This window comes from Ralstonia sp. SA306, assembly GCF_054792405.1.
Genome location: NZ_CP096451.1, coordinates 399740 through 421703, shown reverse-complemented (window position 1 = coordinate 421703; position 21964 = coordinate 399740). Strand labels below are relative to the sequence as shown.

Genomic DNA, 21964 nt, shown 5'->3' with positions numbered 1-21964 from the left:
CCTCACTTCCAGCAGTTCGAGGCGCCAGTGGACGCCCCCTTGGCACCAGTGTTGGTCAGGGTGAGCGTGCCGCATGCGGTGTCGTTCACCTGCTGCGAGCCCTGCGGAGTCGCCGCCAGTTGGTAGGACGGCGGCACACTGCTGGCGCTCAACGTGAAGGTGTAGTTTGGCGAAACGTTGGCCGGCACATTGCTGGCGTATTGCAGCGTCGTGAGGTCCGGCGCATAGGCACGGTTGTCGAGCAGGAAGCGCTCCTGCGCGGACGCCACTTCCTGCATGAAGGATTCCGCCGCTGCGCGATTGGAGCGGACGATGTACTGGACGTAGCTGGGATACGCAATGATCGCCAGGATGGCGACAATGGCCACTGTGATCATCAGCTCAATCAGCGTAAAGCCCCGCGCCGCCCGCGCGCGCTGACACCTCGGCTTGCTTGCCACGTTTTTACCCACCCGGATTTGCTGTTGCTTTTATCGTTTTGATGCGCGCCTGCCGATGACTTGGCAGGCCCGCTCACCGCTTAAACGGCAATTCTCAGCAAATATTAAGGAAAGATCATGACGGCCGGGTGGCCTTCCGAGCGGCGCAAACGTTATGCGCCGCAAATTACCTCAAATGGTGTAGCGCTTTCGACACATCACACGACGTTGAGATGTTCAGTGCCGGCAGACAGATCTGTCTGCCCGCCGCGCTTGCTGTGCAGCTTGATCTGCAGGCGCAGATCGTTGAGGGAGTCCGCGTTGCGCAGCGCATCCTCGTAGGTGATCTTGTTTTCCTCGTACAGCTCGAACAGCGCCTGGTCGAACGAGATCATCCCCTGCTCGCGGGATTTCTTCATGACCTCCTTCAGCTCATGCACCTCGCCCTTGAAGATGAGGTCTTGCACCAGCGGGGTGGCCAGCATGATTTCGACTGCCGGTACGCGACCCTTCCTGCCCTGACGCGGCAGCAGGCGTTGCGCGATCATCGCGCGCAGGTTCAGCGACAAGTCGATCAGCAACTGCTGACGCTTCTCTTCCGGGAAGAAGTTGATGATCCGGTCGATGGCCTGGTTCGAGCTGTTGGCGTGCAGCGTGGCGAGGCACAGGTGGCCCGTTTCCGCATACTGGATGGCGTATTCCATCGTGTCGCGGTCCCGGATTTCGCCGATCAGGATCACGTCCGGCGCCTGGCGCAGCGTGTTCTTCAGCGCCACGTGCCAGGACTCCGTATCCACGCCCACCTCACGCTGCGTCACCACGCAGTTCTGGTGCGTGTGCACGTATTCCACCGGATCTTCAATGGTGATGATGTGGCCGTACGAATTCGCATTGCGATAGCCCACCATCGCCGCCAGCGAGGTCGACTTGCCCGAGCCCGTTGCACCCACCACGATCACCAGCCCGCGCTTGCTCATCACGATCTCGTTCAGGCTCGGCGGCAAATCCAGTTCGTCCAGCGTCGGGATCTTCGTGTTGATGGTCCGCAGCACCATGCCGGCGCGGCCCTGCTGCATGAACGCCGACACGCGGAAACGCCCCGCACCCGGCGCTGTGATAGCGAAGTTGCATTCCGAGCTGTCTTCGTACTCGCGCAGCTGCTTCTCGTTCATGATCGACTTGACCAGACCGACAGCCTGCACGGCATTCAGCGGCTGCTGCGAGATCGGCGTGACCTTGCCGTCCACCTTGATCGCGGGCGGAAATTCCGACGTGATGAACAAGTCCGAGCCACGGCTGTTCACCATCAACTGCAAGAGTTCGTGGATGTATTTGGTGGCGGCTTCGCGGTCCAGCATGGCGTGCCCCTCCTGAAGAAAATTGGAAAGCGCGCCGACGTGTCAGTCAGCGCATCAGTTCGCGTGTCAGCTCGCGAACGCGTCCGGGTTCTTGGCGATGGCGCGCGCGTCTGCGTAGTTGATCGCCGAGCGCTTGATCAGCTCCGACAGGCACTGGTCGAGCGTCTGCATGCCCATACCGCTGCTCGTCTGCATCATCGAGTACATCTGCGAGATCTTGTTCTCGCGGATCAAGTGACGGATGGCCGGCGTGGCAATCATGATTTCATGCGCCGCAATCCGGCCCGAACCGTCGCGCGTCTTGAGCAGCGTCTGCGAGATCACCGCCTCCAGCGATTCGGAAAGCATGGTCCGGACCATCTCCTTCTCGTCCGACGGAAACACGTCGACGACCCGGTCGATGGTTTTGGCGGCCGAGCTGGTGTGCAGCGTGCCAAACACCAAGTGGCCGGTTTCTGCGGCGGTGAGCGCCAGGCGAATGGTCTCAAGGTCACGCAATTCGCCGACCAGCACCACGTCCGGGTCTTCACGCAGTGCCGACTTCAGCGCATTGGCGAATGAGTGCGTATGCGGACCAAGCTCGCGCTGGTTGATCAGGCTTTTCTTCGATTCGTGCACGAATTCGATTGGGTCCTCCACCGTGAGGATGTGGCCCATGTCGTTTTCGTTGCGGTGGTTGACCATCGCGGCAAGCGTCGTCGACTTGCCCGAACCGGTCGGGCCCGTGACGAGCACCAGGCCGCGCGGCTTCATCGCCAGGTCCGCAAACACGGCCGGCGCCTTCAGGTCATCCAGCGAGAGCACCTTCGACGGAATCGTCCGGAACACCGCTGAAGCACCGCGGTTCTGGTTGAACGCGTTGACCCGGAAACGTGAGAGCCCTGGAATCTCAAACGAGAAGTCGACTTCCAGGTTCTCTTCGTAGACCTTGCGCTGCCCGTCGCTCATGATGTCGTACACCATGGAGTGCACATCTTGGTGCGTGAGCGGCGGCACGTTGATCCGGCGCATGTCGCCGTGGATCCGGATCATCGGCGGCAGTCCGGCCGACAGGTGCAAGTCCGACGCCTTGTTCTTGGCGGAAAACGCCAGAAGCTGCGCGATGTCCATCTTATAATGACCCCCGACTTTTTTATGTCGCCCGGGCGTCGCAATGGCGCCTCCAGACGCGCTCCGAGCCGTTGATTTGACGTGCCGGAACCTTGTTTATTTGTAACAAACGTCGCCGGATTATGTCTGTAATCGCCGCCAACTTGCAAGCCGTGCGTCAACGGATCACAACGGCCTGCACACTGGCTTCGCGCGATGCTGCGGGTGTCACATTGCTGGCCGTTTCCAAGACGTTCGACGCCGATGCCGTACGCGCCGCACATGCCGCAGGGCAACGCCTCTTTGGCGAAAACTACGTGCAGGAAGGCGTTGCCAAGATCGACGCGCTGTCCGACTTGCGCACGGGCGCCGACCCGATCCGTTGGCATTTCATCGGCCCCCTGCAGAGCAACAAGACCCGCACCGTGGCCGAGCAGTTCGACTGGGTCCACAGCGTCGACCGCCTCAAAATTGCCGAGCGCCTCTCAGCCCAGCGCCCCGACACCTTGCCACCGCTGCAGGTCTGTCTTGAGATCAACATCAGCCGCCAGGCCAGCAAGCACGGTCTGCTGCCCGATTTCGATGAAGTGCTTGCCGTGGCACAAGCCGTCTCGGCGCTGCCCCGCCTGCAGTTGCGCGGCCTGATGGCCGTGCCCGAGCCGAGCGATGACCCTGCCGCGCAACGCAAGCCGTTTGCTGATCTGCGTGCCCTGGCAGGTCGGCTGCGCGAGGCCGGCATCCCGCTCGATACGCTGTCGATGGGCATGTCCGCCGACCTGGAAGACGCGATTGCCGAAGGCGCCACCATTGTGCGCGTCGGCAGCGCCATCTTCGGGGCGCGGCAGTATGCAAACGCCTGAATTCCTGTTTTCTTTCACACCACCATTCTCATGCTCGACACTCTGAAACTCGGCTTCATCGGCGGCGGCAACATGGCAGCGGCCCTCATCGGCGGCCTCATTGCCAAGGGCGCGCACGGCGCCAACATCGTGGTGGTGGACCCGACCGAACCTGCCCGCAGCCGCGCCGAACAAACCTGGGGCGCTCGCACCGCCGCCGCCCCGGGCGCAGAACTGGCCGACCGCGACGTGATCGTCCTGGCCGTCAAGCCGCAGCAGATGCGTGAGGTCTGTGCGCAACTCGCACCGCATCTGGGTGACAGCCTCGTGCTGTCGGTGGCGGCGGGCATCCGGATCCAGGATCTGTCCCGTTGGCTGAATGGGCACGCACGTGTGGTTCGGGCGATGCCGAATACGCCAGCGCTCTCGGGTCTGGGGATGACCGGCTTGGCCGCCAATGCGGGCCTGTCGGATGCCGACCGTGCCACCGCCAGCGCCATCGCCAATGCTGTCGGCAAGAGCGTGTGGGTGCCCGCCGAGGCGCAGATTGATGCGGTGACCGCCATCTCGGGCAGCGGCCCGGCGTACGTGTTCTATTTCATCGAGGCGATGCAGCAGGCAGCGAAGGAACTGGGGCTATCGGCAGAGGATGGGCGCACGTTGGCGGTCGAGACGTTTATTGGCGCGGCCACGCTGGCAGGCCAATCCTCTGAGCCGATTGAGGTACTGCGCGAGCGCGTGACGTCCAAGGGTGGGACGACCTATGCGGCGCTCGCTTCAATGGAAGGGGCCGATATTAAGGCTGCCTTTGTGCGGGCAATGCATGCTGCGGCGGCTCGTGGGAAGGAGATGGGGGAGGAGTTTGGGCGGGATTGAGGCGGTCGGTCCATCTGTGTTTCGTTCCCTGCCGGGGCTGAAACAGGTGAAGCACCACCAACCCCCTAGCGCAGCAAATACGCCCCCACCACCCCAGCAAACAAACAAGCCCCCAGCCAATTGTTATGCCGGAAAACAAAAAAGCACTTCATCCGATCCCGCGTCTGCAGCATCGGGTAATACCAAAGCGACAACGCCACGGCAGCGGCAAACCCGATCCAATACGCCACGCCTAGCGCCATCGCATGGCCAGCCCAAGCCATGATCCCGAAGAACCCCACGTAGCACAGCATGATCGCCGCCACGTCGTAGCGTCCGAAGGTAATGGCCGATGTTTTGATGCCGATGAGCAGATCATCATCGCGATCGACCATCGCGTATGCGGTGTCGTAGGCAATCGCCCAGAACACATTGCCGGCAAGCATCAGCCACGCCAGCACCGGCACCTGATCCTGCACCGCTGCGTACGCCATCGGGATCCCAAACCCGAACGCAATACCCAGGTACGCCTGCGGAATCGCGAAGAACCGCTTGAAGAAAGGATACGTGCCGGCAATCACGATGGCCGCCACCGACATCCACTTGGTCAGCGCATTGAGCGGCAGGATCAGCGTGAAGGCGACGAGCGACAGCGCCGCGGCAACCGCCAGCGCCTCCCACGGGGCAATCAGGCCAGCGGTCAGCGGCCGTTCCTTGGTGCGTTTGACGTGTTTGTCAAAGTCGCGATCCGCCCAGTCGTTGACGGCGCAGCCAGCCGAGCGCATCAGGAACGTGCCGACCGTGAAAATCACCACCAGCGACACCGGCGGATGGCCATCAGCGGCCATCCATAGCGCCCACAGCGTCGGCCACAGCAGCAGCAGCGTGCCGATCGGTTTGTCCATGCGCATCAGGCGCGCATAGAGCACGAGGCGGCTGGGTTGGGCGGCGGACGATTGCATGGAAATCACCAAAGAAAAATGGCGCCTGCACGAGGCAAGGCGCCATTTTAGTCCCGCCGAAAGCAGCTTAGGCGGCGGCCAAATCGAAGCGGTCGAGATTCATCACCTTGACCCAAGCGGCAACGAACTCGCTGATGAAGCGCTCCTTACCGTCGGCGCTGCCAAACACCTCTGCCAGCGCACGCAGGATCGAATTCGAACCGAACACCAGATCGACGCGCGTTCCCGTCCACTTGCGCTCGCCCGTCTTGCGATCGAATCCCTCGTAGATGTCGCCGGCAGGCTTCCATTCGGTGCCCATGTCGAGCAGGTTGACGAAGAAATCGTTGGTCAGCGCGCCCGGCGTGGCGGTAAATACGCCGTGCTGGCTGCCATCCGCGTTGATGTTGATGGCGCGCAGGCCACCGATCAGCACGGTCAGCTCAGGTGCGGTCAGCGTCAGCAACTGGGCCTTGTCGAGCAGCAACACTTCGGCCGGCATCGCGTAGTCGGCTTTCTGGTAGTTGCGGAAGCCGTCGGCCACCGGTTCGAGCGGCGCGAACGAGGCGGCGTCGGTCTGCTCGGCCGTGGCATCAACGCGGCCCGGCGTGAACGGCACGGTGATCGTCGTTCCGGCTGCCTTGGCGGCCAGTTCGATACCGACGCCGCCCGCCAGCACGATCACATCGGCCAGCGAAGCCTTGCCGGAGGCGCGCTGAATCTCCTCCAACTTGGCCAGCGTGCCGACAACCGGCTGGTTGACTGCCCAGTCGTTCTGCGGAGCCAGACGAATGCGCGCACCGTTGGCACCGCCGCGCTTGTCCGAACCCCGGAAGGTCGAAGCAGATGCCCATGCCACCGCAACAAGTTCGGATGCCGTCAGGCCCGAAGCAGCAATCTTCGCCCTGAGGTCGGCGATGTCGGCCTCGGTCGGCTTGTACGTGGCCGCCGGCAGCGGGTCTTGCCAGATCAGGTCTTCACGCGGCACTTCGGGGCCGAGGTAACGCGACTTCGGGCCGAGATCACGGTGCGTGAGCTTGAACCAGGCGCGGGCAAAGGCTTCGGCAAACGCCTGCGGGTTGTCGAGGAAGCGGCGCGAGATTTTCTCGTACGCCGGATCGAAGCGCAGCGACAGATCGGTCGTCAGCATCGTCGGGCGGCGCTTGGGCGAATCGGGCGTCGGGCCCGGAATGATCGCATCGGCGTCCTTGGCCACCCACTGCAGCGCGCCGGCGGGGCTCTTCTCCTGCACCCATTCGTACTTGAACAGGTTTTCGAAGAAGAAGTTGCTCCATTGCGCAGGGGTCTGCGTCCAGGTGACTTCCAGCCCGCTGGTGATGGCGTCGGCGCCCTTGCCGGTCCCATATGTGCTGGCCCAGCCAAGGCCTTGGGCTTCCAGCGGAGCCGCTTCGACATCGGCGCCAACGTGGCTTGCCGCGCCCGCGCCGTGCGTTTTGCCGAAGGTGTGGCCGCCGGCGATCAGCGCGACGGTTTCTTCGTCATCCATCGCCATGCGGGCGAACGTTTCGCGGATATCACGGGCGGCGGCCAGCGGATCGCCGTTGCCGTCCGGGCCTTCCGGGTTCACGTAGATCAGGCCCATTTGCACGGCGGCCAGGGGGTTCGCAAGATTGCGGTCGCCCGAGTAGCGGCTGTTGGGGTTGTTGGTGGGCGCGAGCCAAGCGGTCTCGCTGCCCCAGTACACATCGTTGTCCGGTTCCCAGGTGTCTTCACGGCCCGCGGCAAAGCCGAAGGTGCGGAAACCCATGGTTTCGAGTGCCACGTTGCCGGTCAGGATCAGCAGGTCGGCCCACGAGATGGCTTGGCCGTACTTCTGCTTGATCGGCCACAGCAAGCGGCGCGACTTGTCGATGTTGACGTTGTCGGGCCACGAGTTGAGCGGTGCGAATCGTTGCTGGCCGCGCCCTGCACCGCCACGGCCGTCTCCGGTGCGGTACGTGCCTGCGGCGTGCCACGCCATGCGGATGAACTGCGGGCCATAGTGACCGAAGTCTGCCGGCCACCAGTCTTGCGAATCCGTCATCAGGCGGCGCAAATCGGCCTTGAGCGCGTCGTAGTCGATCGCATTGAATGATTTGCGGTAGTCGAACTTCGACCCGAGCGGATCAGACTTCTCGGAATGCTGGTTCAGCAGATCAACGCGCAGCTGATTGGGCCACCAGTCTTTGTTGGCCGTACCGCCACCGAAGGCGTGCGAAGCAGCGGGAGCATGGCCGGGAAACGGGCATTTGGCTTCAGTCGTCATGATTCTCTCGTTTAGGTCATGGGGTTGATGCAGCCCCACCCGCAACACAACGGGCTCGCGGGAGGGGCGCAATTCGCTGCTGTCGAAACGCCTGTCGCAAACGTGGCGAACGGCCGTCAAGCCAGCCTTAAGCCAGGAGCGAGCGCAGCATCCACGCGGTCTTTTCGTGCGTGTCCATGCGTTGCGTCAGCAGGTCGGCGGTCGGTTCATCGGCGGCCTTGTCGACATCGGGGAACAGGCTGCGGGCGGTGCGCGTCACGGCTTCGTGGCCGGCTACCAGCTCGCGCACCATGTCCATCGCCTCGGGAATGCCCTTCGATTCCGGAATCGACGACAGCTTGGCGAACTCCGAATACGAGCCCGGAGCGGGATAACCCAGCGCGCGAATGCGCTCAGCCACGGGGTCGACGGCATTCCACAGTTCGTTGTACTGCGTCTCGAACATCAGATGCAGCGTGTTGAACATCGGGCCGGTGACGTTCCAGTGGAAGTAATGCGTCTTCAGATACAGCGAGTAGGTATCGGCCAGCAGGCGCGACAGGCCTTCGGCGATCTTCTTGCGATCCTTGTCGGCGATGCCGATGTTGATCTGGGCTGCGGCAGTCGCGCCATTGTTCTTCTTTGCCATCTGGATTCCCCTATGAAGTGGTGTGCAAAAACGCGATGCCCTTCGCTTGATTCAGCGTCGGGCCACGCGTGCTTCAAGCCTTCTTTCGGTTGCCGCTCGCGCAGCAAGTTCCGATCGTCGCAGCGTCCGATGACGAAACGCAGAGCGGATGGCAACCGAGCATCAGGCCGGTCATCAGACCATGAGCTGCACCATGCCGTGCAGGAGCACGATCATAGCGCCGGCAGCCACGATCGTTAGACCGATCTGCTTGCGCACCCACTTGCGTTGCAGGCGGGCGGATTCCGCAGCGCGGGTGCCGAGCCCACCGGCCGCGCTGCCGGGCATGCCGGACAGCGTCGGCACCTCTGCCTGCAACGCGCGCACGGTGCCCGCAAACCCCTGCCATTCCGAAACAAACATCCGCACCATTGCCATGCTTTTTCTCCTTGCGACCCCGCGCGTTCTTGACGCCCGCACGACAAGCGCGGGCAGCTTCATGCATCCATCAGGTCAGTGCGATTCACCATAGGCAGCGAGCCATTCCAGCACGGTCGCGACGGTGTTCGAGGCAAGCGGCAAGGACATGACGGGCTCCACGGTGATTGAGTAGTAAGCGATGCGCTCACGATGGAAGACAGTCTATCTTCTTGCTATCGAATCGTATATTTGATTGTTTTTATCTATCAATTAGGCGTGCGCTATGACCGCCATGAATGACGGCCAACTGGCACCACGGAGGATCAGTGAATCAGCGGGGTGGGCGGCAACAGCTTGATGCCAGGCAGTTTGCATTGCGCGACCGCCTTGGCCACCGCTTCAATCGCAGCGATGCGAGTGAAGCTCTTGCGCCATGCCAGCACAACGCGGCGGTCGGGCACCGGCTCCTGGAACGGCACGTAACTCAGCAGGTCGGTGGCGGCAGGCTGCATGCTCGGCACCGACGTACGCGGCAGCACCGTAATGCCCACGCCGCTGGCAACCATATGGCGGATCGTCTCCAGCGACGAACCTTCGAACGTCTTCTGGATACCGTCCGCGTTCTGCGAAAAGCGCGACAACTCCGGGCAGACGCCCAGCACGTGGTCGCGGAAGCAATGCCCGTTGCCCAGCAGCAGCATGGTCTGCTGCTTGAGCGCTTCGGGGTCCACCGACGACGCCTTGGCCAGCTCGTGGCCACGCGGCACCGCCACGACAAAGGGCTCGTCATACAGCGGCACCGTCATCAGACCGGCCTCGGGAAACGGCTCGGCCATGATGGCGCAGTCGATCTCGCCCTGCTTGAGCAGCTCCACCAGCCGCACGGTGAAGTTCTCCTGCAGCATCAGCGGCATCTGCGGGACGGTGTCGATCATCTGCTTGACAAGCGAGGGCAGCAGATACGGCCCGATCGTGTAGATCACCCCCAGGCGCAGCGGCCCCGCCAGCGGGTCCATCCCCTGCTTGGCGATCTCGCGGATCGCCATCGTCTGTTCAAGCACACGCTGCGCCTGTGTGACGATCTGCTCGCCGACAGGCGTAACGCTCACTTCCGACGCGCCGCGCTCGAAAATCTGCACGGCCAGTTCGTCTTCCAGCTTCTTGATGGCGACCGACAGCGTCGGTTGCGAGACGAAGCAGGCCTCGGCGGCACGCCCAAAGTGGCGTTCCCGCGCGACGGCGACGATGTATTTCAGTTCAGTGAGCGTCATGACGATCAATCGGCTTGGGGATATCGATAGATTTTACCAAGGGACGTGCGATGTTGCTTGGAGTTCGAACGGCGGCCCCGGCATTGACAACGCTGCCATCCGCCCCATCTTCCGTGAATGCGTTTCAACGAAACAATAAGGAGCCGCCCCAGCATGAGTGACGAACCTAACGGCAGCCGATCCCTGCCCCGCGGCAGGCGCCGCTTTCTGACAACGACAGTGGCGCTCATGGCAGCGCTGCACCTCTACATCGGATGGCGGCTCCTGCCGGATCTGGGCTGGAACGGCGCTGGCTGGGCTGCAGGCGTGATCTTCCTGCTCGTATCGACGGTGATGATCCCGACTGGGATGGCGGCGCGCTTCGTGATCCGCCCGATTTCGCTGGCGGATCGCGTGAGCTGGTTTGGCGCGTTGCTGATGGGCCTATTTTCGTCGCTGCTGGTCCTGACGCTGCTGCGGGACGTTGCGCTGATCGCGCTGCCACAGACTTATCGCCACGACTCGGCCCTGCTCGTCGTCGCCCTCACCTTGCTGGTGACGCTGATCGGCTATGTCAATGCGCGCCGCATCCCCCGCGTCGCTCGGGTGACGGTGCCCATTGCGGACCTGCCAGCGCCGCTGCACGGCTTCACCATCGCGCAAATCACTGATCTGCATGTCGGCCCCACCATCAAGCGAGCGTATGTGGCCGGCGTGGTCGATCGGCTCAATGCGCTGCAACCGGATGTCATCGCCGTGACGGGCGATCTGGTGGACGGCGAGGTCGACGTGCTGCGTCCGCATATCGCGCCGCTGGCCGGCATGTCGGCTCGGCATGGCGTTTTTGCGGTGACGGGCAATCACGAGTACTACTCGGGCGTCGGCCCTTGGGTGTCTGAGTTCGAGCGGCTCGGCATGCGGGTGTTGATGAACGAGCATACGGTGCTTGAACACGACGGCGCGCCGCTGGTGATCGCGGGGGTAACCGATTTCAGTGCTGGCAAGTTCGACGCTGCGCATGCGAGCGATCCGACGCGGGCGCTGGCGGGATCGCCGTCCGGCGTGACGCCCACCATCCTCCTCGCGCATCAACCGCGCAGCGCTCCTGCCGCTGCAGAGGCCGGCTTCGACCTGCAACTGTCGGGGCACACGCATGGCGGCCAGTTCTGGCCGTGGAGCCTGTTTGTTCCGCTGCAGCAGCCCTTTACGGCTGGGTTGCACAAGCTCGGGCGCCTGTGGATCTACACCAGCAGAGGCACGGGATATTGGGGCCCGCCCAAGCGGTTCGGGGCGCCGTCGGAGATCACGCTGATACGGCTGGAGCCGGCCGTCGGCTAAACCCTAAGAGTGGGCATTCGACGAAGAACCCTGCGACCTCAACGTCTTGCGGCCTGCCGATTCTGCCCGCACCGCCGCAGTGCATACGAAAGTTGTAACGGCGCCTCAACCCGGCGACATTTCGGTCTATGCCGTTCGGGTGACGGGCTAAAATCGCCCGACTCACTGCTACACCCGCGCCGCGCCTCATGCCGTTCGACCACCCGCATCTGCAAAACCCCGCCACGCTCCTTGAAATCGTGCGAGCACAGTCAGAGATCGCCAAGCTGGGCACGGATCTGGGCGCGATCATGGCGCTGGTCACCGAGCGGGCACAGCATCTGACGTGCGCGACGGGGGCGGTCGTCGAATTGGCGGAAGGCGATGAGATGGTGTACTGCGCCACTTCGGGCCTGACCGAAACGCTGCTGGGCCTGCGCCTGGCGCGCAAGGGAAGCCTGTCGGGTCTGTGCGTGCAGACCAGCGAAATCCTGCAATGCACAGACTCCGAAACCGACGCGCGCGTCGACCGCGAAGCCTGTCGCCGCGTGGGTTTGCGCTCGATGGTGGTCACGCCGCTGCGGCATCTCGACACCACGGTCGGCGTGCTCAAGCTGGTGGCACCGGAGGTAGGCGCCTTCAGCGAAAGCGACATCAGCGTGTTGGAATTGATGTCCGAGCTGATCGCGGCGGCCATGTTCCACGCCGCCAACGCAGAGCGTGATCAGTTATATCTGCGCGCCACGCACGACGCGCTGACCGACCTCCCCAACCGCGCGCTGTTCTATGACCGCCTGCGGCAGTCGATCCATCTGGCACAACGCGCGCATGGCGGCTTGGGTGTGCTCAATGTCGACATGGACAATCTCAAGCTCATCAATGATCGCCATGGCCACCGTGCCGGTGATGCAGCCATTCGCGAGACCGCACAGCGCATGGGCCGCACTGCACGGCGCTCCGACACGGTGGCGCGCGTGGGCGGTGACGAGTTTGCCGTGATCCTGCCGGGCATTGTCGCGCGGGCCGATGCGCAGGCGCAAAGCGAGCGGCTCATTGAAGAGGTGCAGCAACCGTACGTGTTCGAAGGCCAGCCGCTGGATCTGCGCGTGAGCATCGGCGTGGCGGTGATGCCCGAAGACGGCACCGAGATCACGGCCCTGCTTGATCAGGCCGATCGCGAGATGTACACCGCCAAGCGCTTGCGCAAGCAGGCCCAGTTGGCGCACTAAAAAACTGTGCGCCGCCGGCCTTAAACGCGCAGGTAGTGCTCGCGCTCGCCCAGCCAGCGCTTGAGATGGGTGTCGACGGCTTCAGGAAAGCGGGCCAGCATGTCGTCCGCCGCTCCTTGGGCAAATTCGACGAGCCAAGCATCGTGGTTCAGATCGGCAAAGCGCAGCATGGCTTCGCCCGACTGCCGCGCGCCCAGGAATTCGCCGGGGCCGCGGATCTCCAGATCGCGCCGGGCGATTTCGAAACCATCGGTGGTCTCGCGCATGGTCTGCAGACGCTGCTTGGCCGTCGGCGACAGCGGCGCCTGATATAGCAGCACGCACACCGATTCCGCCGTGCCACGCCCCACCCGCCCGCGTAGCTGATGCAACTGCGCAAGGCCAAAGCGCTCGGCATGTTCGATCACCATCAACGAGGCATTGGGCACATCCACACCGACTTCAATGACGGTGGTGGCCACCAGCACATGCAGCTCGCCGCCGGCGAAGGCGCTCATCACGGCGGCCTTCTCGGCGGATGGCAGACGTCCGTGCACGAGACCCACCTTCAAACCTTCCAGACTCTGGGAAAGCGTCTCGAAGGTGTCGACGGCGGTCTGCAGCTGCAGCGCCTCGCTCTCTTCGATCAACGGGCAAACCCAATAGACCTGCCGACCTTCGCGTGCGGCAGCGTAGATGCGTTCAATCACTTCGTCGCGCCGCGCATCGTTCACCAGGCGCGTGACGATGGGCGTGCGGCCGGGCGGCAATTCGTCGATGGCAGAGACGTCGAGATCGGCGTAATACGTCATTGCCAGCGTGCGCGGGATGGGCGTGGCGGACATCATGAGTTGGTGCGGCACCTGGGCGTTGGCGGCGGGCGCATCGCCATTGCCAGCCTTGCCCCGCAACGCCAGACGTTGCGCCACGCCAAAGCGATGCTGTTCATCCACCACGGCCAGGCCGAGCCGCGCGAACGTGACCGCATCCTGGATCAGCGCGTGTGTGCCGATCACGAGTTGCGCCGTGCCAGCCGCCACGCGCGCGGCCGCCTCGTCCTTCTGCTTGCGCTTGAGACTGCCGGCCAGCCAGACGATGTCCACGCCCAGCGGTTCCAGCCACGCAGAAAGCTTGCGGTAGTGCTGCTCGGCCAGCAGCTCGGTCGGCGCCATCAGTGCAGCCTGCCAGCCGGCGTCGATGGCCTGACACGCTGCCAGCGCGGCAATGACGGTCTTGCCGCTGCCCACGTCGCCCTGCAGCAACCGCTGCATCGGGTACGGGTGCGCAAGGTCGGCACGGATCTCTTCCCACACGCGCGCCTGCGCGCCGGTCAGCTTGAACGGCAGCGCATTCATGAAGCGCGCGAGCAGCCCATCCTTACCGCTGTCGCGCAGGATGGGCGCATTGCGCAAGCGACGCGCGGCCTGCGCACGCTTGAGCGACAGCTGCTGCGACAGCAGTTCATCAAACTTGATGCGCAGCCACGCCGGGTGCGTACGCTCGACGAGGCTGTGCTCGTCGACATCGGGCGTCGGTTGATGCAACAGGCGCACGGCATCGGCCGGCGTCATCAGCTTGAGCGGCGCTAGCGGCCCGGTGATGAGGCTGTTCGGCAGCGTTTCCGGCAGTGGCGTGCGCGTGAGCGCGTTCAGGATCGCCTTGCGCAGATAGGCCTGCGCCACACCAGCCGTGCTCGGATACACCGGTGTCAGGCGGTCGGGCAGCGGTTCATCTTCCGCCACGGCGCGCACGGTCGGGTGCACCATCTCGGCGCCGAAGAAGCCACCGCGCACCTCGCCGCGCACGCGCAGGCGCACGCCTTCGGCCATCTGCTTGACTTGGCTGCCGTAGAAATTGAGAAAACGCAGAACCAGCTCGCCCGAGTCATCGGCGATATGCACGACGAGTTGCCTGCGCGGCCGGAACGCCACTTCATTGCGCGTGACCGTGCCTTCGACCTGCGCGGCCCAGCCAGTATTGGCCCGGGCCGTGGCTTCGGCAATGGTCAGGAGCATGGTTTCGTCCTCGTAGCGCATCGGCAGATGCAGGACGAGATCGACGTCGCGGTGCAGGCCAAGCTTGGCCAGTTTGTCCGCCGGGCGGGCGGTCTTGGCTGCTGCCTTGGCTGGCTTGTCTGCCGGGGCTGCGCGTTTTGGCTTCGGTGCCGGCGCAGTATCAGCGTCGGGCATAGGAGCAGCATCAGTGGCGGAACGGGCGCGAGGCGGCACAGGGCGTTTACAATGGCGAACTTTGCGAGTCGCCCGATTGTACCGGCGCCCGCCACCATCACTTGGCGCAATCCACGTCTGCGCCACTTTTCATGCTGACGCTGTCCGATTTCGACTTCGATCTGCCGCCCGAGCTGATCGCACAAACCGCCCTGCCCGACCGCACCGCGAGCCGCCTACTGGCTGTCCGCCGTGCGGAAGATGCCGTACATTTTGAAGACCGCCAGTTTGCCGATCTGGTCGACTACCTGCGCCCCGGCGACCTGCTCGTCTTCAACGACACCCGTGTCATCAAGGCGCGCTTTTTCGGTCACAAGGCCAGTGGCGGCAAGGTCGAGGTGCTCGTCGAACGCCTGCTGGACGAGCACACCGTGTTGGCGCAAATCCGCTCCAGCAAATCACCGGTCGAGGGCACCACACTTCGCCTGGCCGACGCCTTTGACGTGACGGTCGGCCCCCGCGCCGAGCCGTTCTTTACGTTGCGTTTCCCGCAGCCGGCGCTGGATCTGATCGAGCAATACGGCCGCCTGCCGCTGCCGCCCTACATCGAGCACGACCCCGACAGCTTTGACGAGACGCGCTACCAGACCGTGTATGCGCGCAACCCGGGCGCCGTCGCGGCACCCACGGCGGGCCTGCATTTCGACGATGCGCTGTTCGCCAAGCTGGACGCCATGGGCATCCAGCGCGGCTTTCTCACGCTGCACGTGGGTGCCGGCACGTTCCAGCCCGTGCGCGTGGAAAACATCGCCGAGCACCGCATGCACAGCGAGTGGTACGAAATCACGCCCGAACTGGCTGAAGCCATCCGCGCCACGCGCGCAGCCGGTGGCCGCGTGATCGCGGTGGGCACCACGTCGATGCGCGCGCTTGAATCGGCCGCGCAGCCAGACAGCACGCTCAATGCCTGCAGCGGCGAGACCGACATCTTCATCACTCCCGGCTACCGGTTCCGCGCCGTCGACATGCTGGTGACCAACTTCCACCTGCCAAAATCGACGTTGCTGATGCTGGTATCGGCATTTGCCGGCATGAGCGCCATCCGAGGCGCCTACCAGCACGCCATCGCCCAGCGCTACCGCTTCTTCAGTTACGGCGACGCCATGCTGCTGACGCGCGCTCCATCCGAATCCGGCGAACCCCAATCGCTCTGACCATGCTCAAGTACGAACTGCTCACCACCGATGGCCTCGCCCGACGCGGCCGCATGACCCTGAACCACGGCGTGGTGGAAACGCCCATCTTCATGCCGGTGGGCACCTATGGCGCGGTCAAGGCGATGTCGCCGGCGGAGCTGAAGGACATCGGCGCGCAGATCATCCTGGGCAACACGTTCCACCTGTGGCTGCGCCCCGGCCTGGAAGTGATGGACGCGCACAAGGGCCTGCACGGCTTTAATGGCTGGGACAAGCCCATCCTGACCGATTCCGGCGGTTTTCAGGTTTTTTCGCTGGGTGATCTACGCAAAATCACCGAAGAAGGCGTGACGTTTGCATCGCCCATCAATGGCGACAAGCTGTTCCTGTCGCCCGAGATCTCGATGCAGATCCAGCGCCGGCTGAACTCGGACATCGTCATGCAGTTCGACGAATGCACGCCGTACAAGATCGGCGATCGCCCCGCCACCGAGGCGGAAGCCGCCGCCTCGATGCGCATGAGCCTGCGCTGGGCGCAACGCTCGCGCAACGAATTCGAGCGCGAGAAGAATCCGAACGCGCTGTTCGCCATTGTCCAGGGCGGCATGTTCGAGAACCTGCGCGATGAATCGCTCGCCGGTTTGCAAGCAATTGACGCCGATGCAGGCGGCGAAGGTTTCGGCGGCTACGCCATCGGCGGCCTGTCGGTCGGGGAGCCCAAGGAAGACATGATGCGCGTGCTGCAGCACGTGGCACCGCGTCTGCCTGCCAACAAGCCGCATTACCTGATGGGCGTGGGTACGCCGGAAGATCTGGTGGCGGGCGTTGCCAGCGGCATCGACATGTTCGACTGCGTGATGCCGACCCGCAACGCGCGCAACGGCTGGCTCTTCACCCGCTTCGGCGACATCAAGATCAAGAACGCGGTACACCGCAACGATCCGCGCCCACTGGACGAGACCTGCGGCTGCTACACCTGCAGCAACTTCTCGCGCGCTTACCTGCACCATCTGCAGCGCGTCGGCGAAATCCTGGGGGCCCGCCTGAACACCATCCACAACCTGTATTACTACCTGGAATTGATGGCCGAGATGCGCACCGCCATCGAGTCGCACGGCTTTGCCGCATTCCAGGCGCGCTTTGCCGCAGACCGCGCGCGCGGAGCGCTGTAACCCCGCTCCACAGGGCGCCAGGCGCGCCCATTTGCCGCGGCACCGCAATGGTAGAATGTCGGGTCCGATTTTTGACCGATTGACGAACCATTACGGAGTTCTGACGTGTTCCTGATTTCCGACGCTTACGCGCAAACTGCACCGGCTGTTGGTGGTGCCGCGGGTGGCCTGATGAGCTTCCTGCCCATCATCCTGATGTTCGTGGTGCTGTGGTTCATCATGATCCGCCCGCAAATGAAGCGCCAGAAAGAAACCAAGGCGATGCTCGAAGCCTTGGCCAAGGGCGACGAAGTCGTCACCGCCGGTGGCATTCTGGGCAAGGTCAGCAAGGTGGCTGAGCAGTACGTCACCGTGGAAATCGCTGCCAACACCGAAATCACCGTCCAGAAGAGCGCCGTGACGACCGTGCTGCCCAAGGGCACGCTCAAGGCACTGTAAATCGGCCCATCCCGGCGCCGCGCACGATTGCGCTGGCGCCGGAACCCCAGGCAGCGCCTATTCTAAGAATCCGCGCCCGCGCCTCTCGGCGTCGCCTCTCTGCATTCCAAGATGAATCGCTATCCGCTCTGGAAATACATTGTGATCCTGGTGGCGCTTGCCATTGGGTTCCTCTATACGCTGCCGAACTTCTTCGGTGAGGCGCCTGCTGTGCAGGTGTCTTCAGGCAAGGCCACCGTCAAGGTCGACCTGAACGTGCAAAAGCAGGTCGAAAGCCTGCTGGCCGCGGCCAGCATTCAGCCCAACGGTGTGTTCTTCGACAACAACGGAACCTCCGCCAGCGTGCGCGTGCGCTTTGCCGACACCGACACGCAGCTCAAGGCCAAGGACGTCCTGGCTCGCGGCCTGAACACTGATCAAGCCGATCCGACCTACATCGTGGCGCTGAACCTGCTGCCGGGCTCGCCGCGCTGGTTGAGTGGCGCGCCGTTCTTTGCCAAGCCGATGTTCCTGGGCCTCGATTTGCGCGGTGGCGTGCACTTCCTGCTGCAGGTCGACATGAACGGTGCCGTGACGAAGAAGCTCGACTCGCTGGCCGGCGACATCCGTACGCAACTGCGCGACAAGGGTATCCGCCACAACGGTATCGACCGCAACAACAACACGATCACGATCAAGTTCAGCACCCCGGACGAGGCCGACCGCGCCCGTGCGCTGCTGGCCGATTCGACCCGCGAACTGGCCTACACCGTGGACAAGAGCGCAGACGGCGCCACGCTCACCGGTACCTTCACCGCCGCTGCGATGAAGGAAGTGCAGGACAACGCAGTCAAGCAGAACATCGTTACGCTGCATAACCGGGTGAATGAACTCGGCGTGGCTGAACCGGTGATCCAGCAGCAGGGTCCGGACCGCATCGTCGTGCAACTGCCCGGCGTGCAGGACACGGCCAAGGCCAAGGACATCATTGGCCGCACCGCCACACTGGAAGCGCGCCTGGCAGATCCGAACGCGCCGCTCGTGCCGCGTGCCGGCGATCCGGTGCCGCTGGGCGACGAACTGTTCACGCAAGGCCGCAGCGCTCCGGTGCTGCTGCAAAAGCAGGTGATCTTCACGGGTGACCGCATCACCAGCGCTTCGGCCGGCTTCGACCAGAATCACAACTCGTCGGTCGACATCACGCTCGACGGCCAGGGCGGCCGCATGCTGCGCGATGTCTCGCGTGACAACATCGGCAAGCGCATGGGCATCGTGCTCTTTGAAAAGGGCAAGGGCGAAGTGCTGACGGTGGCGACCATCCAGTCAGAACTGGGCTCGCGCTTCCAGATCACTGGCATGGGCTCGACCGAGGCAGCTTCGGATCTGGCGCTGCTGCTGCGCGCAGGCTCGCTGGCGGCGCCAATGGAGATCATCGAAGAGCGCACCATCGGCCCGTCGCTGGGTGCCGACAACATCAAGAAGGGTTTCGATTCAGCGCTGTACGGCTTCCTCGCCATCTCGGTGTTCATGGTGCTGTACTACATGCTGTTCGGTGCGTTCTCGGTGGCAGCCCTGGGTGTCAACGTGTTCCTGCTGATCGCCCTGCTCTCCATGCTGCAGGCCACGCTCACGCTGCCGGGTATCGCGGCAATCGCACTGGCGCTCGGTATGGCCATTGACGCCAACGTGCTGATCAACGAGCGCGTGCGTGAAGAACTGCGCGGCGGCGCATCGCCGCAGATGGCCATCGCCGCCGGTTTCGACCGTGCATGGGCGACCATCCTCGATTCGAACGTGACCACGCTTATCGCCGGCCTGGCGCTGATTGCCTTCGGTTCGGGTCCGGTGCGCGGCTTCGCGATCGTGCACTGCCTGGGGATCGGCACGTCGATGTTCTCGGCAGTGTTCTTCAACCGCGGTCTCGTGAACCTCTGGTACGGCCGCAAGAAGAAGCTGCAGAGCGTCGCCATCGGGCAGGTGTGGAAGCCGGGCAATACGAACACAGAATCGCCCGCCAAGTAATCACGCCACCCACAACGAATCTCGCATAACCGGCACCGCCCCCGGCACAAAAGGGGCGGTCGCCACAAAGGGCAGACCATGGAGTTTTTCCGCATCCGCCGCGACATTCCGTTCATGAAGCACGCGTTGATTCTCAACGCGCTGTCGTTCCTGACGTTTATCGCCGCTGTCTTCTTCCTGTTCCACAAGGGCCTGCACCTGTCGGTGGAGTTCACTGGCGGTACGGTGATGGAAGTCGCTTACACCCAGGCCGCCGATCTGCCGAAGATCCGCGGCGACGTTGAGAAGCTCGGCTATGCCGACGCCCAGGTGCAGAACTTCGGCACCTCGCGCGACGTGATGATCCGCCTGCCGCTCAAGACCGGTCCGGATGGCAAGCCCATCGCCTCGGCCGTGCAAAGCCAGCAGGTGATGACGGCCCTGAACGCCGCCAACCCTGACGCCAAGCTGCAGCGCGTTGAGTTCGTCGGCCCGCAGGTCGGCAAGGAACTCGCCACCGACGGCCTGCTGGCGCTGCTGTTCGTGGTGATCGGCATCGTGATCTACCTGTCGATCCGCTTCGAATGGAAGTTTGCCGTGGCGGGTGTGATCGCCAACCTGCACGACGTCGTGATCATCCTGGGCTTCTTCGCATTCTTCCAGTGGGAGTTCTCGCTGTCGGTGCTGGCGGGGGTGCTGGCGGTGCTGGGCTATTCGGTCAACGAATCCGTGGTGATTTTCGACCGGATCCGCGAAGCGTTCCGCAAGTACCGCAAGATGAATACGCACGAGGTGATCGATCACGCGATTACCAGCACCATCTCGCGCACGATCATCACCCACGGGTCAACCGAAATGATGGTGGTGTCGATGCTGGTATTCGGCGGCCCGACGCTGCACTACTTCGCCGTGGCCCTGACGATCGGTATTCTGTTCGGCATCTACTCGTCGGTGTTTGTGGCTGCTGCGCTGTGCATGTGGCTGGGCGTCAAGCGCGAAGACCTGGTCAAGTCTGAGAAGAAGGCCGGTGGGCCGAAAGAAGACGATCCGAACTTTGGCGCGCAGGTTTGAAGACCCTGCTACGCGCTGCCCCGAGGATTCATCCCTCGGGCAACAAAAAAGCCCCGCAACTGCGGGGCTTTTTCTTTGGCTGTGGCGATCGCGTGGCTTACTGCTGTGCGACGTTGGTGTCTTGCTTGATGCCTTCCACCTGAATCTTCAGCTTGGTTTCCATGTTGAAACCGTAAGCCTTGCCGTAATCGACGCCGAAGTCGTCGCGCTTGAACTTCATCTCGGCATCGGCGCCGCAGACTTCACGCTTGAGCATCGGGTGCGGCATGCACTTGAACGCGTCGATTTCCAGCTTGGCCGGCTTGGTCACGCCATGCAGCGTCAACTGGCCTTCGGCTTCGGTCGGCACGTCGCCCTTGAACTTCGTGAAGTTGCCCTTGAACGAGGCGGTCGGGTACTTGGCCACGTCGAAAATCTCGGCGCTTTTGGCGTGCTCGTTCATCTTGGCGAGACCGAAGTCGATGCTGTCGGTCTGCACGGTCACGTCAATGCTGCCGGTCTTGGCTGCGCGATCCAGCGTCACGGTGCCGCTGGACTTCTCGAACTTGCCACGCCACTTCGACAGACCGCCCATGTGGTCGGCTTCAAAGCTCGGGTACGTATGGCTCGGATCGAGCTGGTACGTAGCGGGGGCAGCAAAGGCGGCGGTGGCGGCAACAGCGGACAGGGCGGCAACGAGGATACGCAATTTCATGAGAACTCCTGCGGAATAAAAGGCGGCACACGAGGGCCGAAAAACGTTGGATTGAGACTTCTGATTACTTCTTGGCGATGACGACGCGGAATTTGATCGTTACGTCGTCCGAGACAACCGACGTGTCCTTCCACTCACCGTCACCCACCTTGAATACGTTGCGCTTGACCGGCAGCGCGCCTTCAAAGATCTGATTGGCACCGTCCTGCTTGAACGTCACCGGTGCCGTCACGTCCTGCGTGACGCCCTTGATGGTCAGCTTGCCGATCACATCGACCTTGCCGCCTGCACCGGGCTTGAATGCGGACGATACGAACGTCGCCTTCGGGTACTTGGCGGTGTCGAACCAGTCCTTCTTCTTCAGTTCGTCGTTGTATTCCTTGCTGCCGACGTCAACGCTCGTCACGTCGATGTCGACCTTCGCGGTCGATGCAGCCACGTTGGACGGGTTGTAATTGACTGCAGCGTCGAACTTGCCGAACTTGATGTCCATCGGCACACCGAGCTGCTTGCCGGTGGCGGTGACGCTGCTCTTGGCGGCATCGACCTGGGCGATGGCCGATACCGATACGGCAGCGATCGATAGCGCGCCGGCAGCAACCAGGGCAATGGCGCGGGGGCGCACAAAACGTTTCATCATCAGACTCCTTCGGTCAGGCCGGGTCATGCCGGCAGT

At 63.3% G+C, this 21964-nt stretch carries 20 protein-coding genes; 9 read left to right on the top strand and 11 right to left on the bottom strand.

Translation table 11 applies throughout. From position 1 onward, the window contains the following. Nucleotides 1–2 precede the first annotated feature (2 nt). The 3 genes from M1D44_RS02000 to M1D44_RS01990 all read right to left on the bottom strand — a co-directional run bounded on the left by M1D44_RS02000 (nt 3) and on the right by M1D44_RS01990 (nt 2887). Nucleotides 3–440: a type IV pilin protein gene (locus tag M1D44_RS02000; protein ID WP_316853048.1), complete on the bottom strand. Its 438-nt coding sequence runs from the start codon at nt 438–440 to the stop codon at nt 3–5. Nucleotides 441–637: 197 nt separating this feature from the next. After that, nucleotides 638–1777 carry a PilT/PilU family type 4a pilus ATPase gene (locus M1D44_RS01995; RefSeq protein ID WP_112183718.1) on the bottom strand — a complete coding sequence of 380 codons (1140 nt, stop codon included), beginning with the start codon at nt 1775–1777 and terminating at the stop codon, nt 638–640. 66 nt (nt 1778–1843) lie between these two features. Then, a complete protein-coding gene (locus M1D44_RS01990; protein ID WP_024974790.1) occupies nt 1844–2887 on the bottom strand; it encodes a type IV pilus twitching motility protein PilT in 1044 nt (347 codons plus the stop codon). 122 nt (nt 2888–3009) lie between these two features. Between M1D44_RS01990 and M1D44_RS01985 the strand changes: the two genes are divergently transcribed. Both M1D44_RS01985 and proC read left to right on the top strand, forming a co-directional pair. Next, nucleotides 3010–3726 (top strand): YggS family pyridoxal phosphate-dependent enzyme, encoded by a 717-nt coding sequence (locus M1D44_RS01985; RefSeq protein WP_112183716.1) that lies wholly within the window; start codon nt 3010–3012, stop codon nt 3724–3726. Between the two features lie 30 nt (nt 3727–3756). Continuing rightward, nucleotides 3757–4581 (top strand): pyrroline-5-carboxylate reductase, encoded by an 825-nt coding sequence (gene proC / locus M1D44_RS01980; protein WP_316853047.1) that lies wholly within the window; start codon nt 3757–3759, stop codon nt 4579–4581. A gap of 65 nt (nt 4582–4646) precedes the next feature. Here the strand turns inward: proC and ubiA are convergent, their stop codons facing one another. From ubiA to M1D44_RS01955, 5 genes are all read right to left on the bottom strand, one after another. After that, a complete protein-coding gene (gene ubiA, locus M1D44_RS01975; RefSeq protein WP_024974787.1) occupies nt 4647–5522 on the bottom strand; it encodes a 4-hydroxybenzoate octaprenyltransferase in 876 nt (291 codons plus the stop codon). A gap of 67 nt (nt 5523–5589) precedes the next feature. Continuing rightward, on the bottom strand, nt 5590–7767 hold the full coding sequence (gene katG, locus M1D44_RS01970) for a catalase/peroxidase HPI (protein WP_316853046.1): 2178 nt from the start codon (nt 7765–7767) through the stop codon (nt 5590–5592). Nucleotides 7768–7894: 127 nt separating this feature from the next. After that, nucleotides 7895–8395, bottom strand: coding sequence for a Dps family protein (locus tag M1D44_RS01965; RefSeq protein WP_024974785.1), 501 nt, complete (start codon nt 8393–8395; stop codon nt 7895–7897). Between the two features lie 174 nt (nt 8396–8569). Next, nucleotides 8570–8812, bottom strand: coding sequence for a hypothetical protein (locus M1D44_RS01960; protein WP_316853045.1), 243 nt, complete (start codon nt 8810–8812; stop codon nt 8570–8572). A gap of 305 nt (nt 8813–9117) precedes the next feature. Then, entirely contained in the window at nt 9118–10065 is a 948-nt protein-coding gene (locus M1D44_RS01955) for a LysR substrate-binding domain-containing protein (RefSeq protein WP_024979056.1), read from the bottom strand. Between the two features lie 153 nt (nt 10066–10218). Between M1D44_RS01955 and M1D44_RS01950 the strand changes: the two genes are divergently transcribed. Both M1D44_RS01950 and M1D44_RS01945 read left to right on the top strand, forming a co-directional pair. Then, the gene (locus M1D44_RS01950; RefSeq protein WP_024979057.1) at nt 10219–11382 is read left to right on the top strand and encodes a metallophosphoesterase; all 1164 of its coding nucleotides are present in this window, start codon (nt 10219–10221) and stop codon (nt 11380–11382) included. 188 nt (nt 11383–11570) lie between these two features. After that, nucleotides 11571–12590: a sensor domain-containing diguanylate cyclase gene (locus M1D44_RS01945; RefSeq protein WP_024979058.1), complete on the top strand. Its 1020-nt coding sequence runs from the start codon at nt 11571–11573 to the stop codon at nt 12588–12590. Between the two features lie 20 nt (nt 12591–12610). Here the strand turns inward: M1D44_RS01945 and recG are convergent, their stop codons facing one another. Next, a complete protein-coding gene (recG, locus tag M1D44_RS01940) occupies nt 12611–14758 on the bottom strand; it encodes an ATP-dependent DNA helicase RecG (RefSeq protein WP_316853044.1) in 2148 nt (715 codons plus the stop codon). A 131-nt stretch (nt 14759–14889) separates the two neighbouring features. On the opposite strand from recG, the gene queA reads away from it, so the two are divergent. The 5 genes from queA (at nt 14890) to secF (ending at nt 20594) form a co-directional block, all read left to right on the top strand. Then, complete coding sequence (gene queA / locus M1D44_RS01935; RefSeq protein WP_316853043.1) at nt 14890–15951, top strand: tRNA preQ1(34) S-adenosylmethionine ribosyltransferase-isomerase QueA; 1062 nt, start codon at nt 14890–14892, stop codon at nt 15949–15951. 2 nt (nt 15952–15953) lie between these two features. Next, nucleotides 15954–17105, top strand: coding sequence for a tRNA guanosine(34) transglycosylase Tgt (gene tgt, locus M1D44_RS01930; protein WP_024979061.1), 1152 nt, complete (start codon nt 15954–15956; stop codon nt 17103–17105). 105 nt (nt 17106–17210) lie between these two features. After that, on the top strand, nt 17211–17543 hold the full coding sequence (gene yajC / locus M1D44_RS01925; RefSeq protein WP_024979062.1) for a preprotein translocase subunit YajC: 333 nt from the start codon (nt 17211–17213) through the stop codon (nt 17541–17543). Nucleotides 17544–17654: 111 nt separating this feature from the next. Continuing rightward, nucleotides 17655–19544: a protein translocase subunit SecD gene (gene secD, locus M1D44_RS01920; protein ID WP_316853042.1), complete on the top strand. Its 1890-nt coding sequence runs from the start codon at nt 17655–17657 to the stop codon at nt 19542–19544. Between the two features lie 78 nt (nt 19545–19622). After that, nucleotides 19623–20594 carry a protein translocase subunit SecF gene (gene secF / locus M1D44_RS01915; RefSeq protein ID WP_024979064.1) on the top strand — a complete coding sequence of 324 codons (972 nt, stop codon included), beginning with the start codon at nt 19623–19625 and terminating at the stop codon, nt 20592–20594. A gap of 97 nt (nt 20595–20691) precedes the next feature. On the opposite strand, the gene M1D44_RS01910 is transcribed toward secF, so the two are convergent. Then, nucleotides 20692–21288: a YceI family protein gene (locus M1D44_RS01910; protein WP_024979065.1), complete on the bottom strand. Its 597-nt coding sequence runs from the start codon at nt 21286–21288 to the stop codon at nt 20692–20694. A 64-nt stretch (nt 21289–21352) separates the two neighbouring features. Beyond that, on the bottom strand, nt 21353–21925 hold the full coding sequence (locus M1D44_RS01905; RefSeq protein ID WP_024979066.1) for a YceI family protein: 573 nt from the start codon (nt 21923–21925) through the stop codon (nt 21353–21355). Between the last annotated feature and the right edge of the window lie 39 nt (nt 21926–21964).

Bases quoted from the DNA above. Each gene is read 5' to 3' on its own strand.
- M1D44_RS01995 (WP_112183718.1), bottom strand. From the start codon at position 1,777: ATGCTGGACCGCGAAGCCGCCACCAAATACATCCACGAACTCTTGCAG.
- M1D44_RS01990 (WP_024974790.1), bottom strand. From the start codon at position 2,887: ATGGACATCGCGCAGCTTCTGGCGTTTTCCGCCAAGAACAAGGCGTCG.
- M1D44_RS01985 (WP_112183716.1), top strand. From the start codon at position 3,010: ATGTCTGTAATCGCCGCCAACTTGCAAGCCGTGCGTCAACGGATCACA.
- proC (WP_316853047.1), top strand. From the start codon at position 3,757: ATGCTCGACACTCTGAAACTCGGCTTCATCGGCGGCGGCAACATGGCA.
- ubiA (WP_024974787.1), bottom strand. From the start codon at position 5,522: ATGCAATCGTCCGCCGCCCAACCCAGCCGCCTCGTGCTCTATGCGCGC.
- katG (WP_316853046.1), bottom strand. From the start codon at position 7,767: ATGACGACTGAAGCCAAATGCCCGTTTCCCGGCCATGCTCCCGCTGCT.
- M1D44_RS01965 (WP_024974785.1), bottom strand. From the start codon at position 8,395: ATGGCAAAGAAGAACAATGGCGCGACTGCCGCAGCCCAGATCAACATC.
- M1D44_RS01960 (WP_316853045.1), bottom strand. From the start codon at position 8,812: ATGGCAATGGTGCGGATGTTTGTTTCGGAATGGCAGGGGTTTGCGGGC.
- M1D44_RS01955 (WP_024979056.1), bottom strand. From the start codon at position 10,065: ATGACGCTCACTGAACTGAAATACATCGTCGCCGTCGCGCGGGAACGC.
- M1D44_RS01950 (WP_024979057.1), top strand. From the start codon at position 10,219: ATGAGTGACGAACCTAACGGCAGCCGATCCCTGCCCCGCGGCAGGCGC.
- M1D44_RS01945 (WP_024979058.1), top strand. From the start codon at position 11,571: ATGCCGTTCGACCACCCGCATCTGCAAAACCCCGCCACGCTCCTTGAA.
- recG (WP_316853044.1), bottom strand. From the start codon at position 14,758: ATGCCCGACGCTGATACTGCGCCGGCACCGAAGCCAAAACGCGCAGCC.
- queA (WP_316853043.1), top strand. From the start codon at position 14,890: ATGCTGACGCTGTCCGATTTCGACTTCGATCTGCCGCCCGAGCTGATC.
- tgt (WP_024979061.1), top strand. From the start codon at position 15,954: ATGCTCAAGTACGAACTGCTCACCACCGATGGCCTCGCCCGACGCGGC.
- secD (WP_316853042.1), top strand. From the start codon at position 17,655: ATGAATCGCTATCCGCTCTGGAAATACATTGTGATCCTGGTGGCGCTT.
- secF (WP_024979064.1), top strand. From the start codon at position 19,623: ATGGAGTTTTTCCGCATCCGCCGCGACATTCCGTTCATGAAGCACGCG.
- M1D44_RS01910 (WP_024979065.1), bottom strand. From the start codon at position 21,288: ATGAAATTGCGTATCCTCGTTGCCGCCCTGTCCGCTGTTGCCGCCACC.
- M1D44_RS01905 (WP_024979066.1), bottom strand. From the start codon at position 21,925: ATGAAACGTTTTGTGCGCCCCCGCGCCATTGCCCTGGTTGCTGCCGGC.